We start from the raw sequence: 23,949 nt of genomic DNA on the forward strand, positions 1-23,949 counted from the left end.
GCCGGTGACGACGCCGTCGCCGACGGGGCGGTTGTCGGCGAGGCCGAAGTTCACCGAGCGGTGGCGGGCGAGGGCGTCGAGTTCGACGAAGGAGCCCTCGTCGAGCAGGGCGGTGATGCGTTCGCGGGCGGTGAGCTTGCCCTTGGCGTGGACCTTGTCGACCGCGGCTTCACCGCTCGGGTGCTGCGCCTCGGCCTGACGATTACGCAGGTCGGCGAGCTTTCCCGCCGTCGTGTGAATATCGGGCGTACTCGCCGACTCCGCCGCGCTCGGCTCCTGAACAGTGGTCATGACAGGTCAGCTTAACGAGCGCCGGCGCGCTTCTGCCAAGGGAGGTGGTCAGGCGGCGGGTTGCCCGGACCCGGCTACTGACCAGTACCTTTTCCTGCTGGTCCTAGGCTGTGGTGATGTGGACCGACCTGAACCGACCCCCTCTCAACGCCGACAATCTGCGGGCGGCACTCGTCCGCGGTGACGACGACAGCGACACCCGCAAGTTCTGGTCTCGGCTCGACGTGGTGCAGGAGACCGGGTCCACCAATGCGGACCTTCTCGCGCGCGCCGCGTCGTCGGACTGCGACCGGCACGTGCTGCTCGCCGAATTCCAGGGCAGCGGCCGGGGCCGCCACTCCCGCGCCTGGGTGAGCCCGCCGCAGGCGCAGATCGCCGTCTCGGCGTTGCTGACGATGCCGGGGATGAGCCTCCAGGACATGGGGTGGCTGCCGCTGCTGACCGGCGTCGCCGTCGTGGACGCTCTGCGCGCCACCGCCAAGGTGCCCGCGGAACTGAAGTGGCCCAACGATGTGCTGATCGACGGACGCAAGGTCGCCGGGATCCTCGCCGAGGTGTCCGCCACGGCACCGGATCCCGCGGTCGTCGTGGGGATCGGACTCAACGTGAGCCTCACGAGAGACGAACTGCCCGTCGAGCACGCCACGTCGCTCGTCCTCGAGGGCGCCGAGGTCAGTGACCGCGACACCCTGGTGCGGGCGGTGCTGCGCGCCATCGCCGATCGCTGGCGGCAGTGGCACGACTCGAACTGGGACGTCACGGAACTCGCCGCGGCCTACCGTGAGCGCTGCGGCACGCTCGGCCAACGGGTGCGCGCCGAACTGCCCGGTGGGCGTGAACTGATCGGCATCGCAACGGACGTCGACGCGGAGGGCCGGGTCGTGATCGCCCCCGACGGACAGCCCGGCACGGTCGCCGTCGCCGCAGGTGACATCACACATTTACGCCCGGTGCGCACCGAGTAGTGCCACACTGTGGTACATGAGTACCTCAATTCCGGAGTCCTCCGTCACCGCAGCCCGGCGCACGTTGACCGGCCTCACGGTGGTGCTCGGTCTGCTCACCCTGGGCCTGGGCATCGCCGTGCTCGTGTGGCCGCACGTGACACTCACGGTGCTGGCCGTCCTGATCGCCATCCAGTTCTTCGGATTCGGGATCGTCCAGATCATCCGGGCGTTCGCCGACGTCGAGGCCAGTGGAGGCGCGCGCACCCTCGTGGGCGTATCCGGCGCCCTGGCAATACTTCTCGCGTTCCTCGTGCTGAGGAGCCCGCTCCAGACCGTCGTCATCATCGCGCTCGTCGTCGGTGCGTGGTGGGTGTTCCGCGGTGTCCTCGAAATCGTCGAGGGTGCCTCCGGGTCGGTCGCGAATCGCGGTCTGACCATCGTGCTCGGAGTGATCAGCGTGGTCGCCGGGGCCTTCGTGCTCCTGCAGCCCGAACTGTCGCTCGAGGTGTTCGTGATCGTGGTCGGAGTGTGGATGGTGCTGTACGGCATCATCATCGTGATCACCCCGATCGTGCTCAGCCGCATGCGGTAGAGGCACACTCGTCGCATGGGATATCCGGAGGACGCGCTCGCCGAGGACGAGGAACTACTGCTTCACCGCCATCCGCACTGGAAGATGTTGCTGCTCCCCGCCGTCACCTTTCTGCTGGCGACGGCGGTCGCGGGATTCGCGTCGGGCTTCGCCGAGAACAAGCTGGACGGCTCCGCACTGACCGTCGTGCTCGTCGTCGTCCTCGTGCTGTGGCTGGGACTCGTCGTATGGCGCTGCGTCGCGCCGTTTCTCAGCTGGAAGTTCACCCACTTCATCGTCACCGACCGACGCGTCCTCATCCGCCAGGGTGTGATGACGCACACGGGGATCGACATTCCGATGGGGCGCATCAGCAACGTGCAGTTCCGGCACGGCCTCCTCGACCGGATGCTCCGCACCGGAACGCTGGTCATCGTGTCGTCCTCCGACGACCCGCTGGAATTCGACGACATCCCCGACGTTCAGCGCGTCCACTCGCTGCTCTACCACCAGGTGTTCGACGCGATGGATCTCCACCGCGAACAGGAGCGGGAAGACCCGCGCGGTGACGCCGACACCGGCAAAGGCTGGTAACCGGTCACGGCCGTCTCCGCACCTCCGTACGCTGTGGAGGTGACTGCTGTATTGCTTGCCGAAGATGACGAAGCCATCGCCGCCCCGCTGTCGCGGGCACTGGGCCGGGAAGGGTACGACGTCACCATCGAGCAGACCGGCCCGGCAGCGCTGGAACAGGCGCTCGACGGGGCCTACGACCTGCTGATCCTGGACCTCGGACTCCCGGGGATGGACGGGCTCGAGGTGTGCAGGCAAGTGCGTGCCCACAGTTCGGAACTGGCGGTGCTCATGCTCACCGCGCGCACCGACGAGGTCGACTTCGTCGTCGGACTCGACGCCGGAGCCGACGACTACGTAGGGAAGCCGTTCCGGTTGGCGGAGTTGATGGCCCGGGTGCGTGCGCTGCTGCGCCGTCGCGGCGGCGGCGAGGATTCGGTCGTCGAAGTCGGGGGCATCCGGCTCGAGCCGGCGGCCCGCCGGGTGCTCGTGAACGGAACCGAGATCGCCCTCGCCAACAAGGAGTACGAGCTTCTGCGGGTGCTGCTCGAACACGCGGGACAGGTGGTGTCGCGCGACACGATCCTCGCGGAAGTGTGGGGCGACGTGGAACTGCGCGGCTCGAAGACCCTCGACATGCACATGTCGTGGCTTCGCCGGAAGATCGGTGACGAGGGCCCCGCCGCCGAACGTCGCATCGCGACGGTCCGCGGCGTCGGTTTCCGCATCAACACCGACTAGGCGGGCCAGTGCGCCGCAGAATTCTCCAGTCGATCCTCGCAGTCGTGATCCTGACGGCCCTGCTGCTCGGTGTGCCGCTGATCTACACGGCCTGGTTGTGGGTCGAGGACTTCAATCGGAGCGACCTGCAGGTCCGGCTGGATCGGATGGCGACGGAGATCATCACCCAGGAGGGCATCAACGGCGTCGTCGAGGGCGACCTCGACACGAACTCTCTGCGACTGCTGACGCCCGCCGGGGGCCGACTCGTCGTGGTGTACCCGACCACCGACGACGGCGCCGCGCGCGTCGACATCGGCGAATCGTCCGTGCCGTCGCCCCTGGTGGAGTCTCTCGCGATGGGCACGTCCGGTTCGCTCCGCCTCGAGGTGCCGTCCGACGAGATGCGCACCCAGCAACGCCAGGCCGTCGGTGCCGTCGCGCTGCTGGTACTCGTGTCCATCGCCGCAGGCACCGTCGTGGCCTACGTCACGGCGAAGCGGCTCGCCGATCCGCTACGGGACGTCGCGAACCGGGCGGCCCGGCTCGCGGAGGGCGACTTCCGGCCGGACGTGCGACGACACGGCATCCCCGAACTCGACCGCGTCTCCGACGTTCTCGACTCGGCGACCGTCGAGATCGCGGGACGGTTGCAGCGCGAACACGCACTCGTCGCCGACGTCTCCCACCAGCTCCGCAGCCGACTCACGGCCGTCCGCCTCCGGCTCGACGAGCTGTCCGTGCACCCGGATCCGGCCGTCGTCGTCGAGGCCGACGAGGCCATGGCGCAGGTGGACCGCCTGACCGTCGCGATCGACGAACTGGTCCGTTCCTCCCGCAGCAGCGGCACGGAGACCCAGGTGTCGGTCATCCGGGAACTCAGTGTGGTCATCGCGGACTGGAAACGGCCGTTCGAGGACGCCGACCGCGAGTTGCTGCTGCGCGGAGACACGAACGTGATGGCGTCGACCACCGGTTCCCGGCTCCGTGAGGCCGTGGCGGTCCTCGTCGACAACGCGCTCATGCACGGGTCGGGGACGTGCACCGTCTCGGTGCGGCTGATCCAGGGACAGAATCAGAGGGCGCCGGGCAAGGAACTGTCGCCGCGCGAGGCGATGGTGTGTGTGGAGGTGTCGGACGAGGGTGTCGGCGTCAGCAACGACCTCGCGCCGCACATCTTCGACCGCGGTTTCTCGGGGGCCGGTTCGACCGGTGTGGGCCTGGCGCTGGCCCGTGCGCTCATCGAAGCGGACGGCGGCCGGCTGGAACTTCAGCGGCGCCGGCCGGCCCTGTTCGCGATCTTCGTTCCCATCGCCCGGGAACACGTGCCGACGCGGGTCACCGGGACCCGGGAACCGCGCTGAAGCTCAGGGTTGGCCGATTTCTTCCTCGGCGGTCTCGTCGAGGAGGTCCGGATCGATGAGATGCACGTTCTCGTCGGGGAAGGCGAACCGGCGGAGGGCCCAGAAGCGGAACACCATCTGCAACAGGTTTCCGATGATGTAGTTGAGCACGAAGTCGACGATCACCAGCGTGGTCAGGTTGTCCTGCGTCTCGCGGATATCGAACACGTTGTTGGCGATCCACAGGGGCGCGGCGGCGAGGAGGACGCCGATTCCGCTGATCGTGAAGAACAGCAGGGCCTCGTGGTGACGTTCCCGTCCGCCGCGGTTCTTGAACGACCATTCGCGGTTGAGAATGTAACTCAGGACCGTCGCGAGAATTCCGGACAGAACCTTGGCGACTACCGGCTTCTCTTCGAGGATCGTGAGGCTCAGCGAATAGAAGATCGCGAGGTCGAAGATCATGGTGGTGCCGCCCACAATCGCGAACTTGATCAGTTCGTGATGGCGCAACGCGAGAGCCCGGAAAGGCTGGGGAACGCGTGCAAGGACGCCGTCGACAAATGACACAACGGATGAGTTTACGAAAGTCGGACCGGATACCACCAATTGGCGGCGAGATCATCAGGAGAATCACAGAAACTGCCGACCGGCCACCTCGGCGGCGGAACCCGGCACAGGACGTGACAAACTAGTGACCCGTGACCGGCAACTCTGACTCCACACCGCGTCCCACGACACCCCGCGATCTGACCGCCGGGCAACCCGTCGTGACGATGATCGGTGGCGGCCAACTCGCGCGGATGACCCACCAGGCTGCAATCGCGCTCGGCCAGACACTGCGGGTGCTCTCCGACACCGCCGACGAACCCGCAGCGCAGGTGAGCCCCGACGTCGTCCTCGGGAGCCACACCGACCTCGACGCGCTTCGCAGGGCCGCGGTCGGGTCGCACGCGCTGACCTTCGACCACGAGCACGTGCCCACCGAGCACCTCGACGTCCTGGTCGCCGAGGGTGTCAACGTGCTGCCGCCGCCGACGGCGCTGATCTACGCGCAGGACAAACTCGCGATGCGCCGCAAGCTCGGCGAACTCGGCGCCCCGGTCCCGGCGTTCGCCGAGGTGACCTGGGCCGAGGACGTCGTGAAGTTCGGCGCCGAACACGGCTGGCCCGTCGTCATCAAAGCCGTCCGCGGCGGATACGACGGTCGCGGCGTGTGGATCACCGGCGATTCCGACGAGGCCGAGCGCATCGTCACCCAGCAACTCGACAAGGGTGTCTCCCTCCTGGTCGAGGAGAAGGTCGAGATGCGGCGTGAACTGTCCGCGATGGTGGCGCGGTCACCGTTCGGCCAGGGCGCCACGTGGCCGGTCGTGGAGACCGTGCAACGCCACGGACAGTGCGCCGTGGTCCTCGCCCCCGCCCCCGCGCTGCCCGACGCGGTCGCCGAGGCCGCCGAGGAACTGGCGCTCCGTATCGCGTCCGAACTCGGTGTCGTCGGCGCCATGGCCGTCGAACTGTTCGAGACCACCGACGGCACGCTCGTCGTCAACGAACTCGCGATGCGCCCGCACAACTCCGGCCACTGGACCATGGACGGCGCCCGCACCTCACAGTTCGAGCAGCACCTGCGCGCCGTCCTCGACTACCCGCTCGGCGACACCGCACCCCTCGCACCGATCACGGTGATGGCGAACGTGCTCGGCGCGCCGACCGCGCCCGAGATGAGCATGGACGAACGCGTCCACCACCTCTTCGCCCGGATGCCCGACGCGAAGATCCACCTGTACGGCAAGGGTGAACGTGAGGACCGGAAGATCGGGCACGTGAACATCGTCGGCGGACCCGGCTCGATCGACGACCCCGAGTACGTGGCACGGGTCCGCGAGCGCGCCGAACGCGCCGCGCACTGGCTCTCGCACGCTGAATGGACCGACGGATGGGATGAACACGGTGAGTGACACGGCAGCACGGCAGGGCGCACAGGTCGGGCTCATCATGGGCAGCGACTCCGACTGGCCCACGATGGAGGCCGCCGCCGAGGCGCTCGCCGAATTCGGGGTGCGCTTCGAGGTCGGTGTCGTCTCCGCACACCGCACACCGCAGCGCATGCTCGACTACGCGAAGGACGCCGCCGGCCGCGGCATCCAGGTGATCATCGCCGGCGCCGGTGGCGCCGCCCACCTGCCCGGCATGGTCGCGTCGGCCACCCCGCTGCCCGTCATCGGTGTGCCCGTCCCGCTGAAGTACCTCGACGGCATGGACTCGCTGCTCTCGATCGTGCAGATGCCGGCAGGCGTCCCCGTCGCGACGGTGTCCATCGGCGGCGCACGCAACGCCGGCCTGCTCGCCGTCCGCATCCTCGGTGCCGCCGACCCCGCCCTGCAGCAGCAGATGGTCGCATTCCAGGACGGGCTCGAGAAGATGGTCCTGGGCAAGGATCAGGCCCTCCGCGACAAGCTGCTGGGCTGACGTCGTACTCAGCCGCCACTGTTCGCTCTTTCAGGGCCGAAACAGCCCTCGTCGGGCAACGAGTGGCGGCTGAGTTCACTTCCGGCGCCGACTGCGACGCCGTCTACGCACGGCGGCGATGATCTCGTCGGCGATCGCATCGGGATGGGCCAGCACGTCGTAGGCCGCGAAGCGGAGCACCATCCACCCCTCCCGGACGAGCCAATTCTGACGCCGACGGTCGCCTCTGAACACGTCGGGCTCACTGTGGAATTCGCGGCCGTCGACCTCGACGACGATCCGCGCACGTTCGTCCACGAAATCACCCACGTACGGACCGATCGGCAGGTTGGGTGCGGGTGCGAATCCGCGAAGGCTGAGCTCGCGGCCGAGTACGCGCTCGGGTTCCGACGCCGCGCGGAGGGAAGCGTGTCAGGAGTCGCTGCGCCGCGGGCGTCCCATGCCGACCGCGGTGGGTGAGGCAGAGGTCACGGAACTCGTCGGGATCGACGCTTCGATTCAGCTCGGCGTCGACGAGTGATGCGACATCTCGCTCGGGCATGACGACGGCGCAGTCGAAGAGCGCCTGGGCGGGGGACACCGTCGGAAGCAGAGTGGCCGTCGACACCGAACGCGGTGCGAGGTCGCGGCGGTAGAGCCGTAGCCAGCGGCCGCTCCGACACCGGGAGGCGATGGTGCTACGCGGGATTCCCGCGTCGGTCAGTTCTTTCAGGGTTCGTATGTGTGCACTCATGATCGACAGCATGGGGTGGCGCATGTCACCTCTCCGGCGCGCGAACTGGGACTTCGGGTTCGCCTGTGGATGGGCACGAGGTTGTGGATGAACGCTGCCGCGAGCGCTTATCCTGCGCACATGAAACGTAGCCGCGGGGTGCCGATGATCCGGGCTTCGCGGGGGAATCCTCAGTCGGCGGCGATCACTCGGCTGGCGTTGGCGTATGCCCGGCTGTGGGGTGCGCGCATCACGTTCGACGCCGAGTTCGGCCTCTTCGTGTGCAGCGGCATGCGCGGTGGGTACGCGCGGGGCGGGACGACGATAGGCGGTGCGTTTCTCACCGGCCGGGAACCGGCGAGATCGCTCCTGCGACACGAAGCGGTCCACGCCGACCAGTGGGCGACGTACGGGTGGGCCTTCGCGCTGCGGTACCTGTTCGAGGAGTCGAGGCGCCGCGGCGCCTCGAACAGGTTCGAGATCGCCGCGGGCCTCGCGGACGGCGGCTACCGGGACAGCTGACGGGTGATCTTCTCGGTGTCCACGCGCCGCGCCTGAGCCGCGGTGTCGGCGTTGGCGACCTGCACCAGTGACGCGCCGGCCGCGAACACCGCCACCAGACCGTCGATCAGGGCGTCGGGGGAGTCCCACGCCTCGACGGACAGCACCCGGTCGGTGCCGGTGATCCCGTGCGACTCGGCGGACGCCAGGGCTGCGGCGAGAACGTCGTCGACGCTCTTGCCCGCCAGTGCGGGTCCGGCGACCGTCGGCCGGAACTGGTCGCCGTGAACGCGCACCGAGGTGGCGTAGTCGGTGATGCCGACGGGAAGGTCGGGAACGGGGCGGCCGAACGCGTCCAGCGACAGCGCCGCGACCTCCGGAACGTCCTCGACGTCGCCCAGGTGCTCAGCGGAGACGAGTGCGATCTCGGCGTCCGCATCGGGTTCGAGGACGACGTCGGCGCCGGCCCACCAGGCGCCGAGGAGGACCGCGGCGGTCTGCCAGTGCGCAGGCAGGAGCACTGCGACGCGGGCGCCGGGTTCGACGGCGAATTCGTCGCGCAGCAGGTTGGCGGTCTTGGCCGCCCAGTTGGCGAGGGTGAGGGCCGAGAGTTCGACCCGTTCGCCCGTCGCGTCGTCGTAGAACGTGACGCGCGGTCCGGCCGGGTCGTTCTTCAGGATGGGGTCGAGCAGGGCGTCGGTCAGCGTGCGGGACGCATGGTTCATGGACACAGTCCGTCTCTCGTTTTCTAGTTCACACAACGCGGGCCCGACGAGCCGGCATCGATGGGCGGGCCGGGCGGTGCAGGGGTGGGTGTCGTTCCTGCCGTGGAGACGGGTTCGAGGCTCGTCTCCGAGGACTCGGACGACGAGGTGGTGCTGATGGTCTCCGCGGACGTCGGCCCCTGGTAGTCACCGGCCAGCACCACCCGGACCGAGCCTTTCGGCAGGGTCGAATCGGTATCGGTGGGGAGCCCGCCGAGCGCGGCCGCGACCGCCTTGGCGCTGTCGTCGTCCGCGGAATGCGCGAAGACGGTGGTCTTGCTCACCGCTTTGCCCGTGTAGTTGCCGATCTCACCCTGTCCGTAGCCGAGTGATGTCAGGGCGTCGGCCACACCGTTCGCGAGGCCACCGACGTCGCTCGCGTTCGCGACGTCGACGGTGACGGTCGACGCGTCGATGTCGGGTGTCTCGGACTTGGTGGTGGTGTCCTCCGAGTCGGTGGGCTCCTCGCCGACGAGACCGGCCACGTACTTCTTCACGTCCTTCGGCTTGACCTCGACGATGGACTCGCCGTAGTCGGTCATGCCGTTGAGATCTGCGACCGGAATGGTCTCGAACTGCACCTTGCCGCCGGCGAGGTCCTGCAGCTGGGTGGCGAATTCGATGATGTCCCAGTCGTCGTCGAGCACGACCGAGCGCTGCACCGCGCCGCTGAGTTCGTTCAGCTTGCCCGGGTCGCTGAGAGTCTTCGCGGACAGCACCTTGCCGACGAGCGAGGCCATGAACACCTGCTGGCGCACGATGCGGTCGAGGTCGCCGCGGGGGAGGTCGTGGCGCTGGCGGACGAAGCTCAGTGCGTCCGCGCCCTTCAGCGTCTGCTCCCCGGCGGGGAAGTGGGCGCCGGACATGTCCTCGTCCACCGGTTCGTTGAGGCAGACGTCGACACCGCCGACCGCGTTGGTGAGGAGGACGAATCCGAGCAGCCCGACCTCGGCGTAGTGGTCGACGGTGATGCCGGTGAGGTCTGCCACCGAGTGGATGAGCGCCTCGCGGCCTGCCTTCGTCGACTCCTCCTCGGCCTCCTTGTCGGTGGCTCCGTCCTCGACGAGTTTCAGCCGCTCGGTTTCCTTGGTGGCGCCGTAGGCGGCGTTGATCTTCGACATGCCGATCCCCGGCACGTCGACGTACGAGTCGCGGGGGATCGAGATGGCGGTGGCGGAACTGCCGTCGTTCGGCACGCGGATGAGGACGATGGTGTCGGTGTTGGACGCCACCTCCTCGCCGGCCCGCAGCGAGTCGAGTTCCTCCTGGGACAGCGGGTTGCCGTGGGCGTCGGTGCGGCTGTCGGTGCCGACCATGAGGATGTCGACGGCGCCGTCGGCGCTTCCGCCGAGTCCGAGACCGCCCGCGGTTGCCAGATTGTTGCGCAGCGAGTCGATGCTCCGCCACGCGAATCCCGTGACGACGAGTGCGAGCACCGACAGCACCGCGACAGCGATGTGAATCGGCCGCCGAGCGGTGCTCGGGGGTGCGTCTGGTGCGGGTTGCTCGTGTGACACGGAAACCAGGCTACTGGTCGACGCGGCTGGAGCAGGGAGGCGTGGATCGGCGTGCCAGACTGGGCGCCGTGACGAACATCCTTGTGACCGGCGCCCGGGGACAGCTGGGTGGGCACCTTCTCCGACGAGCCGAGGCCTCCGGGATTCCGGCCCGGGGACTGGGCTCGGACGAGCTCGACATCACCGACCGCGACGCGGTGCTTGCGCAGATCGAAGCCGGTTCGGTGGTGATCAACTGCGCCGCGTACACCGCGGTGGACGCCGCGGAGTCGGACGAGGACACTGCGCGGGCGGTGAACGAGGACGGTCCTGCGAACCTGGCGGCGGCGTGCGCCCGGGTGGGTGCCCGGCTGATCCACGTCTCCACTGACTACGTGTTCGCCGGGGACGGCGACACGCCGTACGAGGTGGACGCCCCGACCGGTCCCGCGACGGTGTACGGACGCACCAAACTCGCCGGCGAGCGTGCCGTCCACGCTGCCCTTCCGTCCGCGCACGTCGTGCGCACCGCCTGGGTGTACAGCGGGGTGGGTTCCGACTTCGTCTCCACCATGCGCCGCCTCGAGCGTGAACGTGACACGGTCGACGTCGTGGACGATCAGGTGGGCTCGCCCACATTCGCCGGCGACCTGGCCGATGCGCTGCTCGAACTGGCCGGTCGCAGCGACGTCGACGCGCCGGTACTCCACGCCACCAACTCGGGCCGGGCAAGTTGGTTCGCCCTCGCGCGCGCCGTGTTCGAGGAAGCAGGCGCGGACCCGCAGCGTGTGCGGCCGTGCACGAGCGCGCAGTTCGTGCGCCCCGCCCCGCGACCGGCGTTCTCGGTGCTGTCCGGGCGCGCGTGGGCCGACGCCGGGCTGACCCCGTTGCGGCCGTGGCGGGACGGGTTGCGCGCCGCTCTGCATGCCGCGGTGTGAGGGGGACCCCCTTTCAACGGCTACGCTTGCCCGCGTGAGTTCGAAGCTGGCCGTGGTGACGGTGACCTATTCGCCAGGTGAGCATCTGGAGCAATTCCTGGGCACTCTCGCCGAGGCAACGAAAGAAGATCCGCAGGTCGTGATGGCCGACAACGGATCGACGGACGGCGCCCCCGAGGCCGCGGACGCGGCGCACGAGCACGTGCGCCTGCTGCACACCGGCGGGAACATCGGCTACGGCGGTGCCATCAACAGGGCTGTGGCGGAGATCGACGAGGACATCGAGTTCGTCGTCATCGCCAATCCGGATGTTCGCTGGGCGCCCGGATCGATCGACGTTCTCCTCGCGGCCGCCGAGCGCTGGCCGCGTGCGGGGGCGCTCGGACCCCTCGTTCTGGAACCCGACGGAAGCATCTACCCGTCGGCGCGCCAGGTGCCCGACCTCGTGTCGGGAGCCGGGCACGCGGTGCTGGGCACGGTATGGCCGTCCAACCCGTGGACTGCCGGCTACCGCCAGGAGAACGAGACGGTCAGCGAGCGGTCCGTCGGCTGGTTGTCCGGTTCGTGCCTGCTGATGCGTCGCGTCGCCTTCGACTCGATCAACGGCTTCGATTCCCGCTACTTCATGTACATGGAGGACGTCGACCTCGGCGACCGCCTGGGCAAGGCCGGGTGGCTCAACGTGTACGTGCCCTCCGCCGAGGTCACCCACGCGAAGGGGCACGCCGCGGGCAAGCATCCGGAACTGATGCTGCCCGCTCACCACCAGAGCGCGTACCGGTTCCAGGCCGATCGTCATCCCCACTGGTGGCAGGCGCCGCTGCGGTGGGCACTTCGGGGAGGATTGGCAGTGCGGTCGAAGATCGCCGTGGCTGCCGCAGTCCGGGAACGACGCAGAAACCAGAACGAGGGGGGAACGACTCATGGCAATTGAGAAGACGACCGATGCAGTGGTGCTGGTCGGCGGTCAGGGAACGAGGCTTCGCCCGCTGACCCTGTCGGCGCCCAAGCCCATGCTGCCGACGGCGGGTCTGCCGTTCCTCCAGCATCTGCTGGCGCGGATCGGGGCGGCCGGGATCACGCACGTGGTGCTCGGCACGTCCTTCAAGGCGGAGGTCTTCGAGGAGTACTTCGGCGACGGCTCCAAGCTCGGTCTCGAGATCGACTACGTCACAGAGACCGAACCGCTCGGCACCGGTGGCGGCATCCGCAACGTTCTGCCGAAGCTGCGCGGCGACCACGCCATGGTCTTCAACGGCGACGTCCTCGGCGGCACCGATCTGGGGGCGATCCTCGACACCCACCGCAACCGGGACGCGGACGTCACCCTGCACCTCGTGCGGGTGGGGGATCCGCGGGCGTTCGGCTGCGTGCCCACCGACGCCGACGGCCGGGTCACCGCGTTCCTCGAGAAGACGCAGGACCCGCCGACCGACCAGATCAACGCCGGCTGCTACGTCTTCAAGCGCGAGATCATCGAACGGATCCCCGAGGGCCGTCCGGTGTCGGTGGAGCGTGAGGTGTTCCCGTCGCTGCTGGCCGAGGACGCCCGCGTCTACGGGCACGTCGACTCGTCGTACTGGCGCGACATGGGCACTCCCGAGGACTTCGTGCGCGGGTCCGCGGACCTGGTGCGCGGCATCGCTCCGTCGCCTGCGCTCGACGGGCCGCGCGGCGAATCGCTCGTCCACCCCGGGGCGGGTGTCGCGCCGGGCGCGCTGCTGATCGGCGGAACCGTCGTCGGCCGCGGCGCCGAGGTGGGTGCGGGCGCACGACTCGACGGCGCAGTGCTGTTCGACGGCGCCGTCGTCGAGGCCGGAGCGACCGTCGAACGGTCCATCATCGGTTTCGGCGCGCGCATCGGTCCGCGGGCCCTCGTGCGGGACGCGGTGATCGGTGACGGCGCAGACATCGGCGCCCGGTGCGAACTGCTGCGCGGGGCCCGGGTGTGGCCGGGCGTGACGCTGCCCGACGGCGGGGTGCGGTTCAGCACGGACGTGTGAGAGATGAAGCGCCCCTAGCGCAATCCGGCGAGGTGCACGAGGTGGTCGATCGTGGACTTCTCCGCGTTCGGCGGCAGTGCGTCCACCGGCCACCAGCGCAGATCCGTCGATTCGGAGCTTCGCACGATGTGGGCGCCTGCACGCGAGCGGACGAGGAACCGGAGATCCAGGTGCCGGGTGGGTTGTCCGAGTGAGCACGTGATCGGGTGGGTGTGCGCCGACAGCAGTTCGGGGTCGATCCGCAGGTCGGGAATCCCCGATTCCTCGCACGCCTCCCGCAGTGCGGCGTCGACGACGGTGTCGTCGGAAGGCTCACAGTGCCCACCCAATTGGATCCACCGGCCGACCCGGGGATGCAGGGTGAGCAGCACATGACACCCTCCCTCGTCCAGGACGAGGGAGGAGGCCGTGATGTGTCCGGGCGCGTACTCACGCAGGCACCCGAGCGGCGCGGAGGCGAGGAACGCAAGCATGGTGTGCCGCAACGATTCGTCGTTCTCGTCGAGCGTCTTCCAGCCCTCGAGCGCGGCGGTCGCGGTGCGGTGCAGTGATTCGGCGCTCATGGTGTGTGGGTCATTTCTCGATGAGGGCGTCGCCGGGGTCGGTGGGCCGGCGGGGTGCGAGTGGTTCGAGGGGGTAGCCGACGGCGATCGCGCCGAGCGGCTGCCAGTCGTCGGGCAGGTCGAGGACACCGCGCACCGTGTCCGGGGCGAAGATCGTCGAACCGATCCAGCAGCTGCCGATCCCCTTGGTCGCCAGCGACACCAGCAGCCCCTGCACGGCCGCACCGACCGCGACGGTGAACATCGTCGCCTCCGCCGCCCGCCGACGCGGATCCGGGTAGGCGTGCGCGCCGTCGGGCACGCAGAACGGGACGATCACCTCCGGCGCGTCGAACAGGATGTTCCCCCGCGCCACCCGCGCCGCCACCGCCGCCCCGTCCATACCGTCCGCGGTCAGGTCGGTGCGCCACCGCTCCCGCATCGCGGTCAGCAACTCCTCGCGCACCGTGCGGGTGCGGACCCACACGAACCGCACCGGCCGGGTGTGATGCGGCGCCGGGGCGGTCAACGCCTCTCCGATCGCCGCCCGCACCGCACCCGGATCGACCGGATCGTCGGCGAACTCCCGGACCGAGCGGCGCAGCAGCACCGCCTCCGCCCGCCCCCGCTCCACCGACTCGGCGGTMCCGAGCCAGAACAGGTCCTCCTCACCGGCCCGGATCAGATCCCGCGCCCGCGACCCGTCGTCGGCCAAACCCAGACCCCGGACCACCGCGACCGGCACCCCACCGAGCTTGCCCTTCACCAGATCCCCGGCCGCGGCGATCTCGTCGGCCACCGCGACCTCCGTCACCATGAGTTCGTTGCCCTGCGAGTCCCGGGCCCCGGCGTACCCGTGCAGCACCGGCACCCCGGCCGCACCGATCGCGGCGTCGATCTGGCCGTTGCGCCACGCCCGCCCCATCGTGTCGGTGACCACCACCGCCACCGTGACACCGAGCGCCCCGGCGATCGCCTCCCGCAGCCCGCGGGCGCTGCCGTCCGGATCCTCCGGCAGCAACGCCAGTTCCGTACCCTCCACATTCGAGCCGTCGATACCGGACGCGGCCTGCACGATCCCCAACCGGTTCTCGGTGATCAACGTCCGGCCCCTGCGGGCGACCACCCGGACCGCTTCCTGCTCCACCAGCCGCCGGCGGGCCGCGTCCCGCTCCTCCGGATCGGCCGGGGACGGCACGATCCGGCCCTCCACCTTCGAGAACACCTTGCTCGTCACCACCAGCACGTCACCACCGCGCAGCCACGGCGCCGCCGCGACGATCGCGGCGGCCAGGTCGTCGCCGGGCCGGAACTCCGGCAACCCGGTCACCGGCAGGATCTCGATCGCCCCGCCCGGCGCGTGATCCACCCGGGATGCACCGGTCGGTGCGGTCACAGGGTCACCCCGGCCACGTCCAGCGCCGCCCGCACCATCGCGGCGGTGGCGTCCGGGTCGGACATCAGCAACGGCACACTGGCCACGGCCACCCCGGGGACGTCGGCGGTGTCGGTGTCGTGGACCAGCCACSCGTCGAGGATCCCCGTSCCACTGCGCGCCCCGTACCAGCGCCCGATCGCCTCCGCGGAGGTTTCCACCCCGATCACGTCCAAACATTCGTCGGCCATGCCGCGCAACGGTTTCCCRCCSACGATCGGCGACACCCCGACCACCCGCGCGGTGGTGGTGCGCAGCGCCCCCCGGATCCCCGGCACCGCCAGGATCGCCCCGACGCTGACCACCGGATTCGACGGCGCCAGCAACACGATGTCGGCGCCCTCGATCGCCTCCAGCACCCCCGGCGCCGGGGACGCCTGCTCGGCGCCGATGTGCGCGAAGCTGTGCGWCGGGACCTGCGCGCGGTGCCGAACCCACCACTCCTGGAAGTGGATCGCCCGCTGCTCCCCGTCCTCCGGGTCGGTGATCACCACGTGAGTCTCACTCCGATCGTCGGTGACCGGCAGYAACGTCACACCCGGCCGCCACCGGTTGCACARCGCCTCGGTGACCGCCGACAACGGATACCCCGTCCGCAGCATCTGGGAGCGGATCAGATGCGTCGCGATGTCCCGGTCGCCGAGCCCGAACCACTCCGGCTTCGCCCCGTACGCGGCGAGTTCYTCCTTCGCGTTCCAGGTTTCACCCGCATGCCCCCACCCCCGCACCGGGTCGATACCCCCACCGAGGGTGTACATGCAGGTGTCCAGATCCGGGCAGATCCGCAACCCGTGCATCCACACATCGTCACCGACATTGACCACCGCCGTGATCCGATGCGACGAACCCCCACCATCCGGCGCATCAACACCGAGAAGCCGCCGCACCCCTTGCAGGAACCGGGCCCCACCGACCCCGCCAACCAATACAGTCACGTTCACTCAGACCTCGGCTGGAGTGCTCGCCGTAACGGTGGTGTGGTCCTTCTCGGCCTTGCGCGCCGCCAGCGCGACAGCGCAGAGCAGTGCGGCGAACACCCCGATCCCAGAGAGGACCGAGAAGATGACGATCGGCGGCCGGCCCGCGAGAAGGCCGCCCAGGATCGGTCCACAGACACCACCGATCCGGCCCACTCCGGCAACGAATCCGAGAACGCTGGTGCGGATGTCGACGGGGAAGTAGGTGGCCACGTAGCCGAAGACGATCGGCTGCGTTCCGCCCGTCCCCGCCCCGGCGAGGAACAGAAAGACGTAGAGAACGGGTGACGGCAGGTGTACCGCGAGGGTCATGACGGCGACCGCGCCGACTGTGAAGGCGGCGAGAACTGCGCGACGTTCTCCGAACTTGTCCGCAATCCAGGAACCTCCGGACGCACCGGTGGCGGCTCCGAGGCTGAAGATCACCAGAAAGACCAATGCGGATCCGAGGGAGTAACCGCTGGCCTTCATGATCTGCGGCAACCAGGTGAGCAGTCCGTACCACTGGATCTGGCCGCAGAAGGTCAGCGCGGTGAACACTGCCAGCGCTCCCCATCCGGTCGGTCCGAGATTCTTGAAGACGACACGCAAGGTGCGGCGGTCGGCCGCGCCGTCCGAACGCAGAGCGTTCGGCGTGGGTACCCACCGCCGGAGCTTCACCGCGGCGATCGGTACCACGGTCAGCAGGGGAAAAGCGCCCCCGACGAAGAAGACGCCGCGCCAGCCCAGCACGTCGAGGAAGGCCAGGGCGGTGAGAGCGGCCAGGACGCCGCCAATGGGTATGCCGGCCAGGATCACGCCGTTGAGGAAGTTCTTCCGGTCTGCCGGTGCGACGCTCATCGTCACCGCGACCGCGGTGGGCACGACCCCGCCGAGGCCGAACCCTGCGAAGAACCGGGCGGCACCCAGCAGTTCGGCGGTGGGTGCCACGGCGCACAGCATCATGCCGACCGAGAACCAGCTGACGCAGAGCAGGAACAACCGCCGAACACCGTATCGGTCGGCGAGCACTCCGGCGGCGATGGATCCGATGCCCATCCCGAGGATCGCCGCACTGGCGATCACTCCGACCTGCGCGGTCGTCAGACCCCAATCTGCGTAGTGGAGTAGGTTCGGCGTCGCGGCACCGAAGATGGCGAGGTCGTAGCCGTCAGCGGCTATCGCGAGAAATGCCAGGGCGGCGACGCCCACATATGCAGGAAAGCTGAGCCGATTGTTCATGTGTCTCCTCGAAGAAAGTAAGGGAGCCGCTCTGAATACTGGTGGAGATGAAGAGAATCGACCATCGAGCACATTCCCACTCAGGCCGACCGAGAACACAGCGAGACACGCGATCGATGCTCGCGAGGTCACCGACAGGTCACCTCATCGAGCCGATCACCGCTGTATAGGGATGAAAATCAGTGCGCCGAACCGAAAGTCAGGGCGCCACCGAGGAAGAGCCGGACCGCTGCCGCGCCGACATCCGATCGAACGGGTGACCCAGACTGCGCAGCACGGCGCCCAGCGCGGCACCGGGATGTCCCAGTGCGGCGTCCAGCAGGTCGTCGAGATCGTCGACGTCCCGCCGCAGGGACTCGATGTTCGGGTCGAGCGTCTCCACCGCCCCGGAGCCCAGGTGCGCCAGCCGCGAGCGCTCCCCGAATTCCGGATCGAGGTCGACGCCCTCGGAGGCCGTCAGAAGACTTGTCCCCTCGCGTCTTCGGTCCGCCACGAATGTGCGCTCGTGCCGCCCGGCCACCTTCAGCGCGACGTCCAGGTCCTCGCTGCGAAGGCTCGGAAGATCGGCGGGCAGTCCCGCCAGCCGGCAGCGCGGCCACCACTCGCGGGCCCGGCGCCCACCTTCGCGCAGGGCGGCGTTCATGCCCGGCGTGCCCGGCAATACGAGTGGGACGACACCCGGCGACCGCACGTGGGCCGCGTCCTGAATCCGGTCGACGACAACGAGCACCGCCTCCACCTGCGAGGCAGCCCGAACCGCAGAGACGGTGTCTCGGAACATTGCGCGAACCACCGCCTGCCGGGCTTCCGGCCGGAGCAGGAGCCGGGATTTCGCCGACGTGATGTCCCGCTGGGGAATCACGGCCACCCACGGCCCGCGGGGACCTCGACTGCGGGTTCCACCACTTTCGGGAGCTGGATGTGCGGTCACTGGCCGACCATCCCGACGGCGAGCGGCAGCACGGACCTCGCCCTGTCGTCGAACCGTTCGGCTGCGGCGGTTCGTTCGGCGTCGACGGCTTCGTATGTGGTGGTGCGCTGCCGGGCAGGTCGGCCTGCAGCCGCGGCCATGTTGGTGATGTCGGCGATGGTCTTCATCGATCCGTTGGTCGAACCGGCCATCCTGCTGATGGTTTCCTCCATCAGGGTGCCGCCGAGGTCGTTGACGCCACCGCGAAGCAGTTCCACGCATTCGTCTGGACCGAGCTTGACCCACGAGCACTGGATGTTGTCGATCTGACCGTGCAACATCAACCGCGCCAATGCGTGTACCGCGCGGTTGTCCCGTCGGGTCGGGCCCGGCCTCGCCAGACCTGCGAGGTAGATGGGTGAACTCTGGTGCACGAACGGCAGCGGAACGAACTCCGTGAAGCCGCCCGTCTCCCGCTGAATGTCCAGCAGCACGCGAAGGTGACCGACCCAGTGCCGGGGCTCGTCCACGTGCCCGTACATCATCGTCGCGGTGGTGCGGATCCCGAGCTCGTGCGCGGTCTTGACTACCCGAATCCACTCGGCCGCAGGCAGTTTGCCCTTGGTGAGCACCCACCGGATCTCGTCGTCCAGGATCTCGGCGGCGGTGCCCGGCACGGAATCGAGCCCGGCGTTGCGCGCCTCGGTCAGCCACTCGGCCACCGAGATGCCCATGCGCGACGCCCCGCTCACGATCTCCATCGGCGAGAACGCATGGAGGTGGATCTTCGGGGCCCGGCGTTTCGCCTCGGCGGCCAGGTCCAGATGAATGGTGCTGGGGAGACCGGGATCGATCCCGCCCTGCATGCAGATCTCGGTGGCGCCGACGTCCCAGGCCTGGGCGATCCGGTCCCCCACCTCGGAGACGGAGAGCCGGTACGAATCAGCGTCGCTGGCGCGCTGCGCGAACGCGCAGAATCGACAGCCGGTGTAGCAGACGTTACTGAAGTTGACGTTCCGGTTGACGACGTAGGTCACCGCGTCGCCCACCGTCGACTGCCGGACCTGGTCCGCCAAGGCGCACAAGGCATCCAGATCGGCGCCGTCGCAGTGGATGAGCGCCAGCGCCTCGTCGTCGCTGAGACCCGCGGGGTCCCGCTCGGCCGTGCGCAAGGCGGCGAGCACCTCACCGCCCAGGCGGGGATGGGCGCCGGCCGCCGCGCGTGCGTTCATCTCCTCGCCGAGTACCGTCCAGTCACCGAACGCGTTCGCGAAGTCGCTGCGGGTATCGGTACGACGCCCTTCCGCGTCGATCTCGAGGTGCAGATCGGTTCGGCCACTGGATTCTACGGGCGCGGCATCCTGCCACGGCCGGCCCTCCGGAAGCACGTCCGCGGCCAGACCGGTCTCCGGGTCGGCGAGCGCCAGCAGGTGCGGCCGGACCCGGGCGTCGATCCACGGATCTCCCGCGAGGACGTACTGCGGTTGGACGGCGAGGCGCTCCCGGAGCTCGAAACCGGCGGCAGCGCTCAGTTCACGGAGCCGGTCGATCTCCGGCCAGGGGCGTTCGGGGTTCACGTGGTCGGGRGTCAGCGGCGACACCCCACCCCAGTCGTCGATGCCCGCCGCCAACAGCCGGCGCAGCTCACCCGGCTCCGACAGATTGGGCGGGGCCTGCAGGCGCATCGAAGGTCCGAGGAGGATGCGTGCCACCGCGATCGTGGCCAGGTACTCCTCGTGGTCTGCATCGTCGGCGGACCGCATCGCGGTGTCGGGCTTGGCGCGGAAGTTCTGGACGATCACTTCCTGGATGGAGCCGTACTGCTTTGCGATCCGGCGGATCTGGAGGATGGACTCCACCCGATCGGCGTACGACTCGCCGATCCCCACCAGGATCCCGGTCGTGAAGGGGATGTTGGTGCGGGACGCGTCCTCGATGCAGGCCAGTCGGACGGCGGGATCTTTGTCCGGGGAGCCGTAGTGGCAGCCGCCGGGCTCTGCCCATAGTGAGCGGGCCGTGCTCTCGAGCATCAGTCCCATGGAACCGGCCACCGGCTTGAGGCGTTGGAGTTCCGCCCAGCTCATGACCCCCGGGTTCAGATGGGGCACCAGGCCGGTCTCCTCGAGGACCAGCACCGCCATGGCCCGCACGTAGGACAGTGTGTCGGCGTAGCCGCGCGACTCGAGCCAGTCGCGGGCGGCGTCCCACCGATCCTCGGGCCGGTCGCCCAGCGTGAAAAGCGCTTCCTTGCAGCCCATCCGGGCGCCCGCACGGGCGATCTCGAGCACCTGGTCGGGAGAGAGGAACGGCTCGTCGACCCGCCCGGGGGTCGTTGCGAAGGTGCAGTAGTGGCAGCGGTCGCGACACAGGCGGGTGAGCGGTATGAACACTTTCCGGCTGTAGGTCACCACCCCCGGGCGGCCTGCGTCGAACAGGCCCGCCGACCGGACGCCCGCGGCGACCTCGCACAGTCGGTCGAGGTCGGCGCCGCGCGCACCGAGGAGGGCCTCGGCTTCACCGGCGTCGATGGTCTTGCCGGCGCTCGCCCGCGCGAGTGCGCGCCTCAGACCCGTCACCTGCTCGCTCCTGTCCCCAAGCCCATCGACCGGGCGATGAAGTCGAGCTGCACCGAGGGCGGCCCCGCCACGACACGGGCGATGATCCCGTCGGAGTGGTGCATCGGCAGGGCATGGTCGCGCACGTAGCCGTAGGCGCCCTGGATCTGCATCGCCAGCGCGGAGGCCTCTGCGTAGAGCTGACCGGAGAGGAACTTCGCCATGGTGCTCTCCACCTCGCACGGCAGACCCGCGTCGAAGAGGTCGGCCGAACGGCGCACGGCGCATCGGGCCGCGTCGAGCCTGACGAACATCTCGGCGAGGGGCAAGGTCACGCCCTGGTAGGTCGACAGTGCCTTGCCGAACTGCTCGCGCTCGTTGGCGTAGTGGACCGTCAGGTCGAGCACCGCGGCCACGCTGCCCAGGAAGCCGGAGCTGATCATGATGCGTTCGAGCACCAGGCGTTCCTTGAGGATCTGCCATCCTTCACCGGGCTCACCCAGCACCGCCGTCGCCGGGAGGGTGACGTCGCGCAGGAAGACCTCGTAGATGCCGCTGATGTTCCGTCCCAGCGCCGGCATCCGGCGGACCTCGACACCCGGATGGTCGACCGGGACGAGGAATACGCCGAGCTGGTCGCGCTTACGGCCACCGCCGCCCACCCGGGCGACGAGTTCCATCACCGCGCCGGGCAGGCCCGCGCCTTCGCAGTAGGTCTTCTGACCGTTGAGGACCCAACCGTCCCCGACCTTCTCGGCGCGCGTGGCAACGCTCGCCGCGTCGGAGCCCACGTCGGGTTCGCTGACCGCGATCGACAGGCGCGCGTCGCCGGCCAGCACCGGCGCGCCGTACGTCTCCTGCTGCTCGGGCGTGCCCCAGCGGTGGATGTCGCGCAGCCCGCTGAGGTTCAGGTTGAACAGGGCCACGAGGTCGGAGCTCGCCTTGCCGATCTCCTCACAGAGCGTGATCAGCAGGCCGGCCGTACCGTCGACGTCCTCGTCTCCGGCCACCACGTCGTACCACCCCAGGCGGGCGATCTCGCGGAACAGGTGCTCGGGGTACGTCCCCGCCTCGTCCCAGATTCGCACGTCGAGCGCGGGAGCGTGCCGGGCCAGGAACGCCCGGGCCGTGGTGCGCAGGTGCGCCTGCTCGTCGGTCTGGATGTGGATGCTGGTGGTCATGATTGCCTTTCGAGGGTGTTCGGTAGAGAGGTCCGCTTCCAGGCGGAGAGCCCTGTTTTGAGATCGCGCAACAGCTCGGGCGGAAGAATCGCGAGTCGGGCGGCCGTCTCGCGCGCCGTCACGTCGAGCGAATCCTCGGGAACGACGTCCACCAGACCGAGCCTGGCGAGGTCGTCGGCGACGAAGCGCTCGTTCAGGGCCAGGAGCCGCAGTGCCCGCGCCGGGCCGACGGCGGCCTCGAGTCGGCGCACCGTGCTGTCGGGCGGCGGGAACCCGAGTGGGAGCTCGGGGAATCGGAACGTAGCGGCAGGTGAGGCCAGGGTGATGTCCGCGGCCGCGGCTATGGCCCAGCCGGCGCCGACCGCGGCGCCCTGGACCGCGACCACTGCGGCCGGGTAGTCGCCGATCAGGTCGAGGCTTTCCTCGATCAGCCGGCGCCGGAGACCCGGGCGGCCGGTCGCGGTGCCGTCGTCCGAACGCACGTCGGCTCCTGCACAGAACGCGGGTCCCTCCGCCCGCACGAGAAGGACATCGACGGCCGCGCGTTTTCCCTCGGCAAGTGCGGAGACGAACGCCTCGAGCAGGGGGACGTCGAGGGCGTTGCGTGCCTCGGGACGATTGAGTGTCAGGACGACCAGACCGTCGTGGTGCTCGGCCGGGCACAAGTCCAGGGCTACTTCCCTATTCGCGCTCATCGGAGCTCCGGCAGGACCTGGGAGGTGAGCAGCTCGACTGCCTCACGGGGATCGGGGCCGACCGGGGCACCGATGTAGGCCTCCGTGAATCCGGCGTCCTCCGCGTACTCGAGCAGCTCGGCCAGCGCCTCGATGCAGTCGCCCGGTGTGCCGGACACGACGAGCTGGTCCGCGACTTCCTGCGGGAGGAGGTCGGCAGCGGCGTCCACGCCGTCACCGGCTTTGAGCGCCGCTCGGGTGGCGGCGTAGTCGGACGGCTCGAAGCCCACCCGGTGCAGGTTCTCCGGAGGCTGTTGGCTCACAATGAGTGTGGCCTGTCGCCGCGCCGCCGCACAGGCGCTGTCCCGGTCCGCGGAGACGGACAGATTGACACCGTAGATCCGGGTGAACTCTCCCCGCTGGCTGCGCTGTCGTCCCCGGTCGAGCGAATCGAGGTTGCTCACCGCGTCGAACTGGCCGCTGCGGAAGGCCGCGAGGCTGTGCGCCGGGAAGTTGCTGGCGCAGATGACGCCGTCGGCAAGCTCGCCGGCCATCTCCAGTACTTTCGGTCCGGCGCCGGCGACCACGACGCGCACGTCGGGCTTGCTCGTCCAGGAGAACGACGCCCGAGCATCCTCACGCAATCCGAGGCCTGCGCAGATCTGGGGGTAGTCACCCATTCGGATCGCGTCGCCCTGCCAGAGAAGTCGGCACATCGCAATGAACTCGGCCACCCGCTCGATCGGATTCTGCAGCGACATGAGCGCACTCACCAACCCACCCCCGGTGCCGATTCCCATGCTGACCCGGCGTCCTTCGGGCATGAATTCCGCGAGGGTGGCCATGCTGGACGCCATCTCGAGCGGGTTGCGTCCGAAGGGGAACGTCACCGCCGTGCCGACGCCCGCGCCGGTGCGCGCAGCGATGGCGCCGAGGAGAACCGCAACGCCTCGGGACTGGAGTTGGTCACTGAGCCAGACGGTCTCGAAACTCCGAGCAGCGATCTCTGCCACTTCCACCATCTGTGGCCCGTCAGCCCAGCCGTGAAGCTGGATTCCTTTGATCATGGAACTTCTCTTCATGATATTGAACTCGAATCACTATATGGAACAGATTAGGGGCA

General features: G+C 69.1%; 25 protein-coding genes. 11 read left to right on the top strand and 14 right to left on the bottom strand.

Translation table 11 applies throughout. The features are described 5' to 3' along the window. A partial coding sequence (locus tag AC1DWT_RS32435) for a carboxyl transferase domain-containing protein (RefSeq protein WP_477923798.1) occupies positions 1–291 on the bottom strand: 291 nt, incomplete at its 3' end. A 116-nt stretch (positions 292–407) separates the two neighbouring features. Between AC1DWT_RS32435 and AC1DWT_RS32440 the strand changes: the two genes are divergently transcribed. Genes AC1DWT_RS32440 through AC1DWT_RS32460 form a run of 5 tightly spaced genes read left to right on the top strand, consistent with a single transcriptional unit; the run spans position 408 to position 4,466 of the window. Next, entirely contained in the window at positions 408–1,256 is an 849-nt protein-coding gene (locus AC1DWT_RS32440; RefSeq protein WP_206015221.1) for a biotin--[acetyl-CoA-carboxylase] ligase, read from the top strand. A 16-nt stretch (positions 1,257–1,272) separates the two neighbouring features. Further along, positions 1,273–1,830 (top strand): HdeD family acid-resistance protein, encoded by a 558-nt coding sequence (locus AC1DWT_RS32445; protein ID WP_072951218.1) that lies wholly within the window; start codon positions 1,273–1,275, stop codon positions 1,828–1,830. Between the two features lie 15 nt (positions 1,831–1,845). Beyond that, positions 1,846–2,403, top strand: coding sequence for a PH domain-containing protein (locus AC1DWT_RS32450; RefSeq protein WP_378690093.1), 558 nt, complete (start codon positions 1,846–1,848; stop codon positions 2,401–2,403). A 39-nt stretch (positions 2,404–2,442) separates the two neighbouring features. Next, positions 2,443–3,123: a response regulator transcription factor gene (locus AC1DWT_RS32455; RefSeq protein ID WP_025432276.1), complete on the top strand. Its 681-nt coding sequence runs from the start codon at positions 2,443–2,445 to the stop codon at positions 3,121–3,123. A gap of 8 nt (positions 3,124–3,131) precedes the next feature. Beyond that, positions 3,132–4,466 (top strand): HAMP domain-containing sensor histidine kinase, encoded by a 1,335-nt coding sequence (locus AC1DWT_RS32460; protein WP_072951214.1) that lies wholly within the window; start codon positions 3,132–3,134, stop codon positions 4,464–4,466. A gap of 3 nt (positions 4,467–4,469) precedes the next feature. Here AC1DWT_RS32460 and AC1DWT_RS32465 read toward each other — a convergent pair whose 3' ends face one another. After that, a complete protein-coding gene (locus tag AC1DWT_RS32465) occupies positions 4,470–5,015 on the bottom strand; it encodes a GtrA family protein (RefSeq protein ID WP_072951212.1) in 546 nt (181 codons plus the stop codon). 131 nt (positions 5,016–5,146) lie between these two features. Between AC1DWT_RS32465 and AC1DWT_RS32470 the strand changes: the two genes are divergently transcribed. Continuing rightward, on the top strand, positions 5,147–6,406 hold the full coding sequence (locus tag AC1DWT_RS32470; protein WP_477923802.1) for a 5-(carboxyamino)imidazole ribonucleotide synthase: 1,260 nt from the start codon (positions 5,147–5,149) through the stop codon (positions 6,404–6,406). Continuing rightward, positions 6,390–6,917, top strand: a complete 528-nt coding sequence (gene purE, locus AC1DWT_RS32475; protein ID WP_072951207.1) for a 5-(carboxyamino)imidazole ribonucleotide mutase — start codon at positions 6,390–6,392, stop codon at positions 6,915–6,917. Before AC1DWT_RS32470 ends, purE begins: the two co-directional genes overlap by 17 nt. A gap of 75 nt (positions 6,918–6,992) precedes the next feature. Here the strand turns inward: purE and AC1DWT_RS32480 are convergent, their stop codons facing one another. Next, positions 6,993–7,244, bottom strand: coding sequence for an endonuclease domain-containing protein (locus tag AC1DWT_RS32480; protein WP_244163842.1), 252 nt, complete (start codon positions 7,242–7,244; stop codon positions 6,993–6,995). 526 nt (positions 7,245–7,770) lie between these two features. Here AC1DWT_RS32480 and AC1DWT_RS32485 point away from each other — a divergent pair. After that, the gene (locus AC1DWT_RS32485) at positions 7,771–8,151 is read left to right on the top strand and encodes a hypothetical protein (RefSeq protein ID WP_179377527.1); all 381 of its coding nucleotides are present in this window, start codon (positions 7,771–7,773) and stop codon (positions 8,149–8,151) included. Here AC1DWT_RS32485 and AC1DWT_RS32490 read toward each other — a convergent pair. Both AC1DWT_RS32490 and AC1DWT_RS32495 read right to left on the bottom strand, forming a co-directional pair. Beyond that, positions 8,136–8,855, bottom strand: coding sequence for a TIGR03089 family protein (locus tag AC1DWT_RS32490; protein WP_095860860.1), 720 nt, complete (start codon positions 8,853–8,855; stop codon positions 8,136–8,138). The genes AC1DWT_RS32485 and AC1DWT_RS32490 overlap by 16 nt on opposite strands. A gap of 23 nt (positions 8,856–8,878) precedes the next feature. Then, on the bottom strand, positions 8,879–10,411 hold the full coding sequence (locus AC1DWT_RS32495; protein ID WP_477923805.1) for an LCP family protein: 1,533 nt from the start codon (positions 10,409–10,411) through the stop codon (positions 8,879–8,881). A gap of 68 nt (positions 10,412–10,479) precedes the next feature. Between AC1DWT_RS32495 and rfbD the strand changes: the two genes are divergently transcribed. Genes rfbD through manB form a run of 3 tightly spaced genes read left to right on the top strand, consistent with a single transcriptional unit; the run spans position 10,480 to position 13,331 of the window. Further along, positions 10,480–11,328: a dTDP-4-dehydrorhamnose reductase gene (gene rfbD, locus AC1DWT_RS32500; RefSeq protein ID WP_477923807.1), complete on the top strand. Its 849-nt coding sequence runs from the start codon at positions 10,480–10,482 to the stop codon at positions 11,326–11,328. A 34-nt stretch (positions 11,329–11,362) separates the two neighbouring features. Then, positions 11,363–12,262, top strand: a complete 900-nt coding sequence (locus AC1DWT_RS32505; RefSeq protein WP_095860859.1) for a glycosyltransferase family 2 protein — start codon at positions 11,363–11,365, stop codon at positions 12,260–12,262. After that, complete coding sequence (gene manB / locus AC1DWT_RS32510) at positions 12,252–13,331, top strand: mannose-1-phosphate guanylyltransferase (RefSeq protein WP_072951197.1); 1,080 nt, start codon at positions 12,252–12,254, stop codon at positions 13,329–13,331. Before AC1DWT_RS32505 ends, manB begins: the two co-directional genes overlap by 11 nt. Positions 13,332–13,345: 14 nt before the next feature. Here manB and AC1DWT_RS32515 read toward each other — a convergent pair whose 3' ends face one another. The 9 genes from AC1DWT_RS32515 to AC1DWT_RS32555 all read right to left on the bottom strand — a co-directional run bounded on the left by AC1DWT_RS32515 (position 13,346) and on the right by AC1DWT_RS32555 (position 23,893). Beyond that, the gene (locus tag AC1DWT_RS32515) at positions 13,346–13,894 is read right to left on the bottom strand and encodes an NUDIX hydrolase (protein WP_072951194.1); all 549 of its coding nucleotides are present in this window, start codon (positions 13,892–13,894) and stop codon (positions 13,346–13,348) included. A gap of 10 nt (positions 13,895–13,904) precedes the next feature. Further along, positions 13,905–15,269: a coenzyme F420-0:L-glutamate ligase gene (locus AC1DWT_RS32520; RefSeq protein WP_095860858.1), complete on the bottom strand. Its 1,365-nt coding sequence runs from the start codon at positions 15,267–15,269 to the stop codon at positions 13,905–13,907. After that, positions 15,266–16,249, bottom strand: coding sequence for a 2-phospho-L-lactate transferase (cofD, locus tag AC1DWT_RS32525; RefSeq protein WP_477923811.1), 984 nt, complete (start codon positions 16,247–16,249; stop codon positions 15,266–15,268). Before cofD ends, AC1DWT_RS32520 begins: the two co-directional genes overlap by 4 nt. Next, complete coding sequence (locus tag AC1DWT_RS32530) at positions 16,250–17,506, bottom strand: MFS transporter (protein WP_072938765.1); 1,257 nt, start codon at positions 17,504–17,506, stop codon at positions 16,250–16,252. Between the two features lie 199 nt (positions 17,507–17,705). Next, complete coding sequence (gene cofC, locus AC1DWT_RS32535; RefSeq protein ID WP_083395635.1) at positions 17,706–18,437, bottom strand: 2-phospho-L-lactate guanylyltransferase; 732 nt, start codon at positions 18,435–18,437, stop codon at positions 17,706–17,708. Then, on the bottom strand, positions 18,434–20,992 hold the full coding sequence (locus AC1DWT_RS32540) for a bifunctional FO biosynthesis protein CofGH (RefSeq protein ID WP_179377639.1): 2,559 nt from the start codon (positions 20,990–20,992) through the stop codon (positions 18,434–18,436). Before AC1DWT_RS32540 ends, cofC begins: the two co-directional genes overlap by 4 nt. Next, positions 20,989–22,152, bottom strand: a complete 1,164-nt coding sequence (locus AC1DWT_RS32545; protein WP_072938769.1) for an acyl-CoA dehydrogenase family protein — start codon at positions 22,150–22,152, stop codon at positions 20,989–20,991. Before AC1DWT_RS32545 ends, AC1DWT_RS32540 begins: the two co-directional genes overlap by 4 nt. Next, a complete protein-coding gene (locus AC1DWT_RS32550) occupies positions 22,149–22,847 on the bottom strand; it encodes an enoyl-CoA hydratase/isomerase family protein (protein WP_095863215.1) in 699 nt (232 codons plus the stop codon). The genes AC1DWT_RS32545 and AC1DWT_RS32550 overlap by 4 nt, the downstream gene beginning before the upstream one ends. Then, complete coding sequence (locus AC1DWT_RS32555; RefSeq protein ID WP_072938773.1) at positions 22,844–23,893, bottom strand: LLM class flavin-dependent oxidoreductase; 1,050 nt, start codon at positions 23,891–23,893, stop codon at positions 22,844–22,846. Before AC1DWT_RS32555 ends, AC1DWT_RS32550 begins: the two co-directional genes overlap by 4 nt. Positions 23,894–23,949: the final 56 nt, after the last annotated feature.

The organism is Rhodococcus sp. P4_B6 (genome assembly GCF_056402215.1).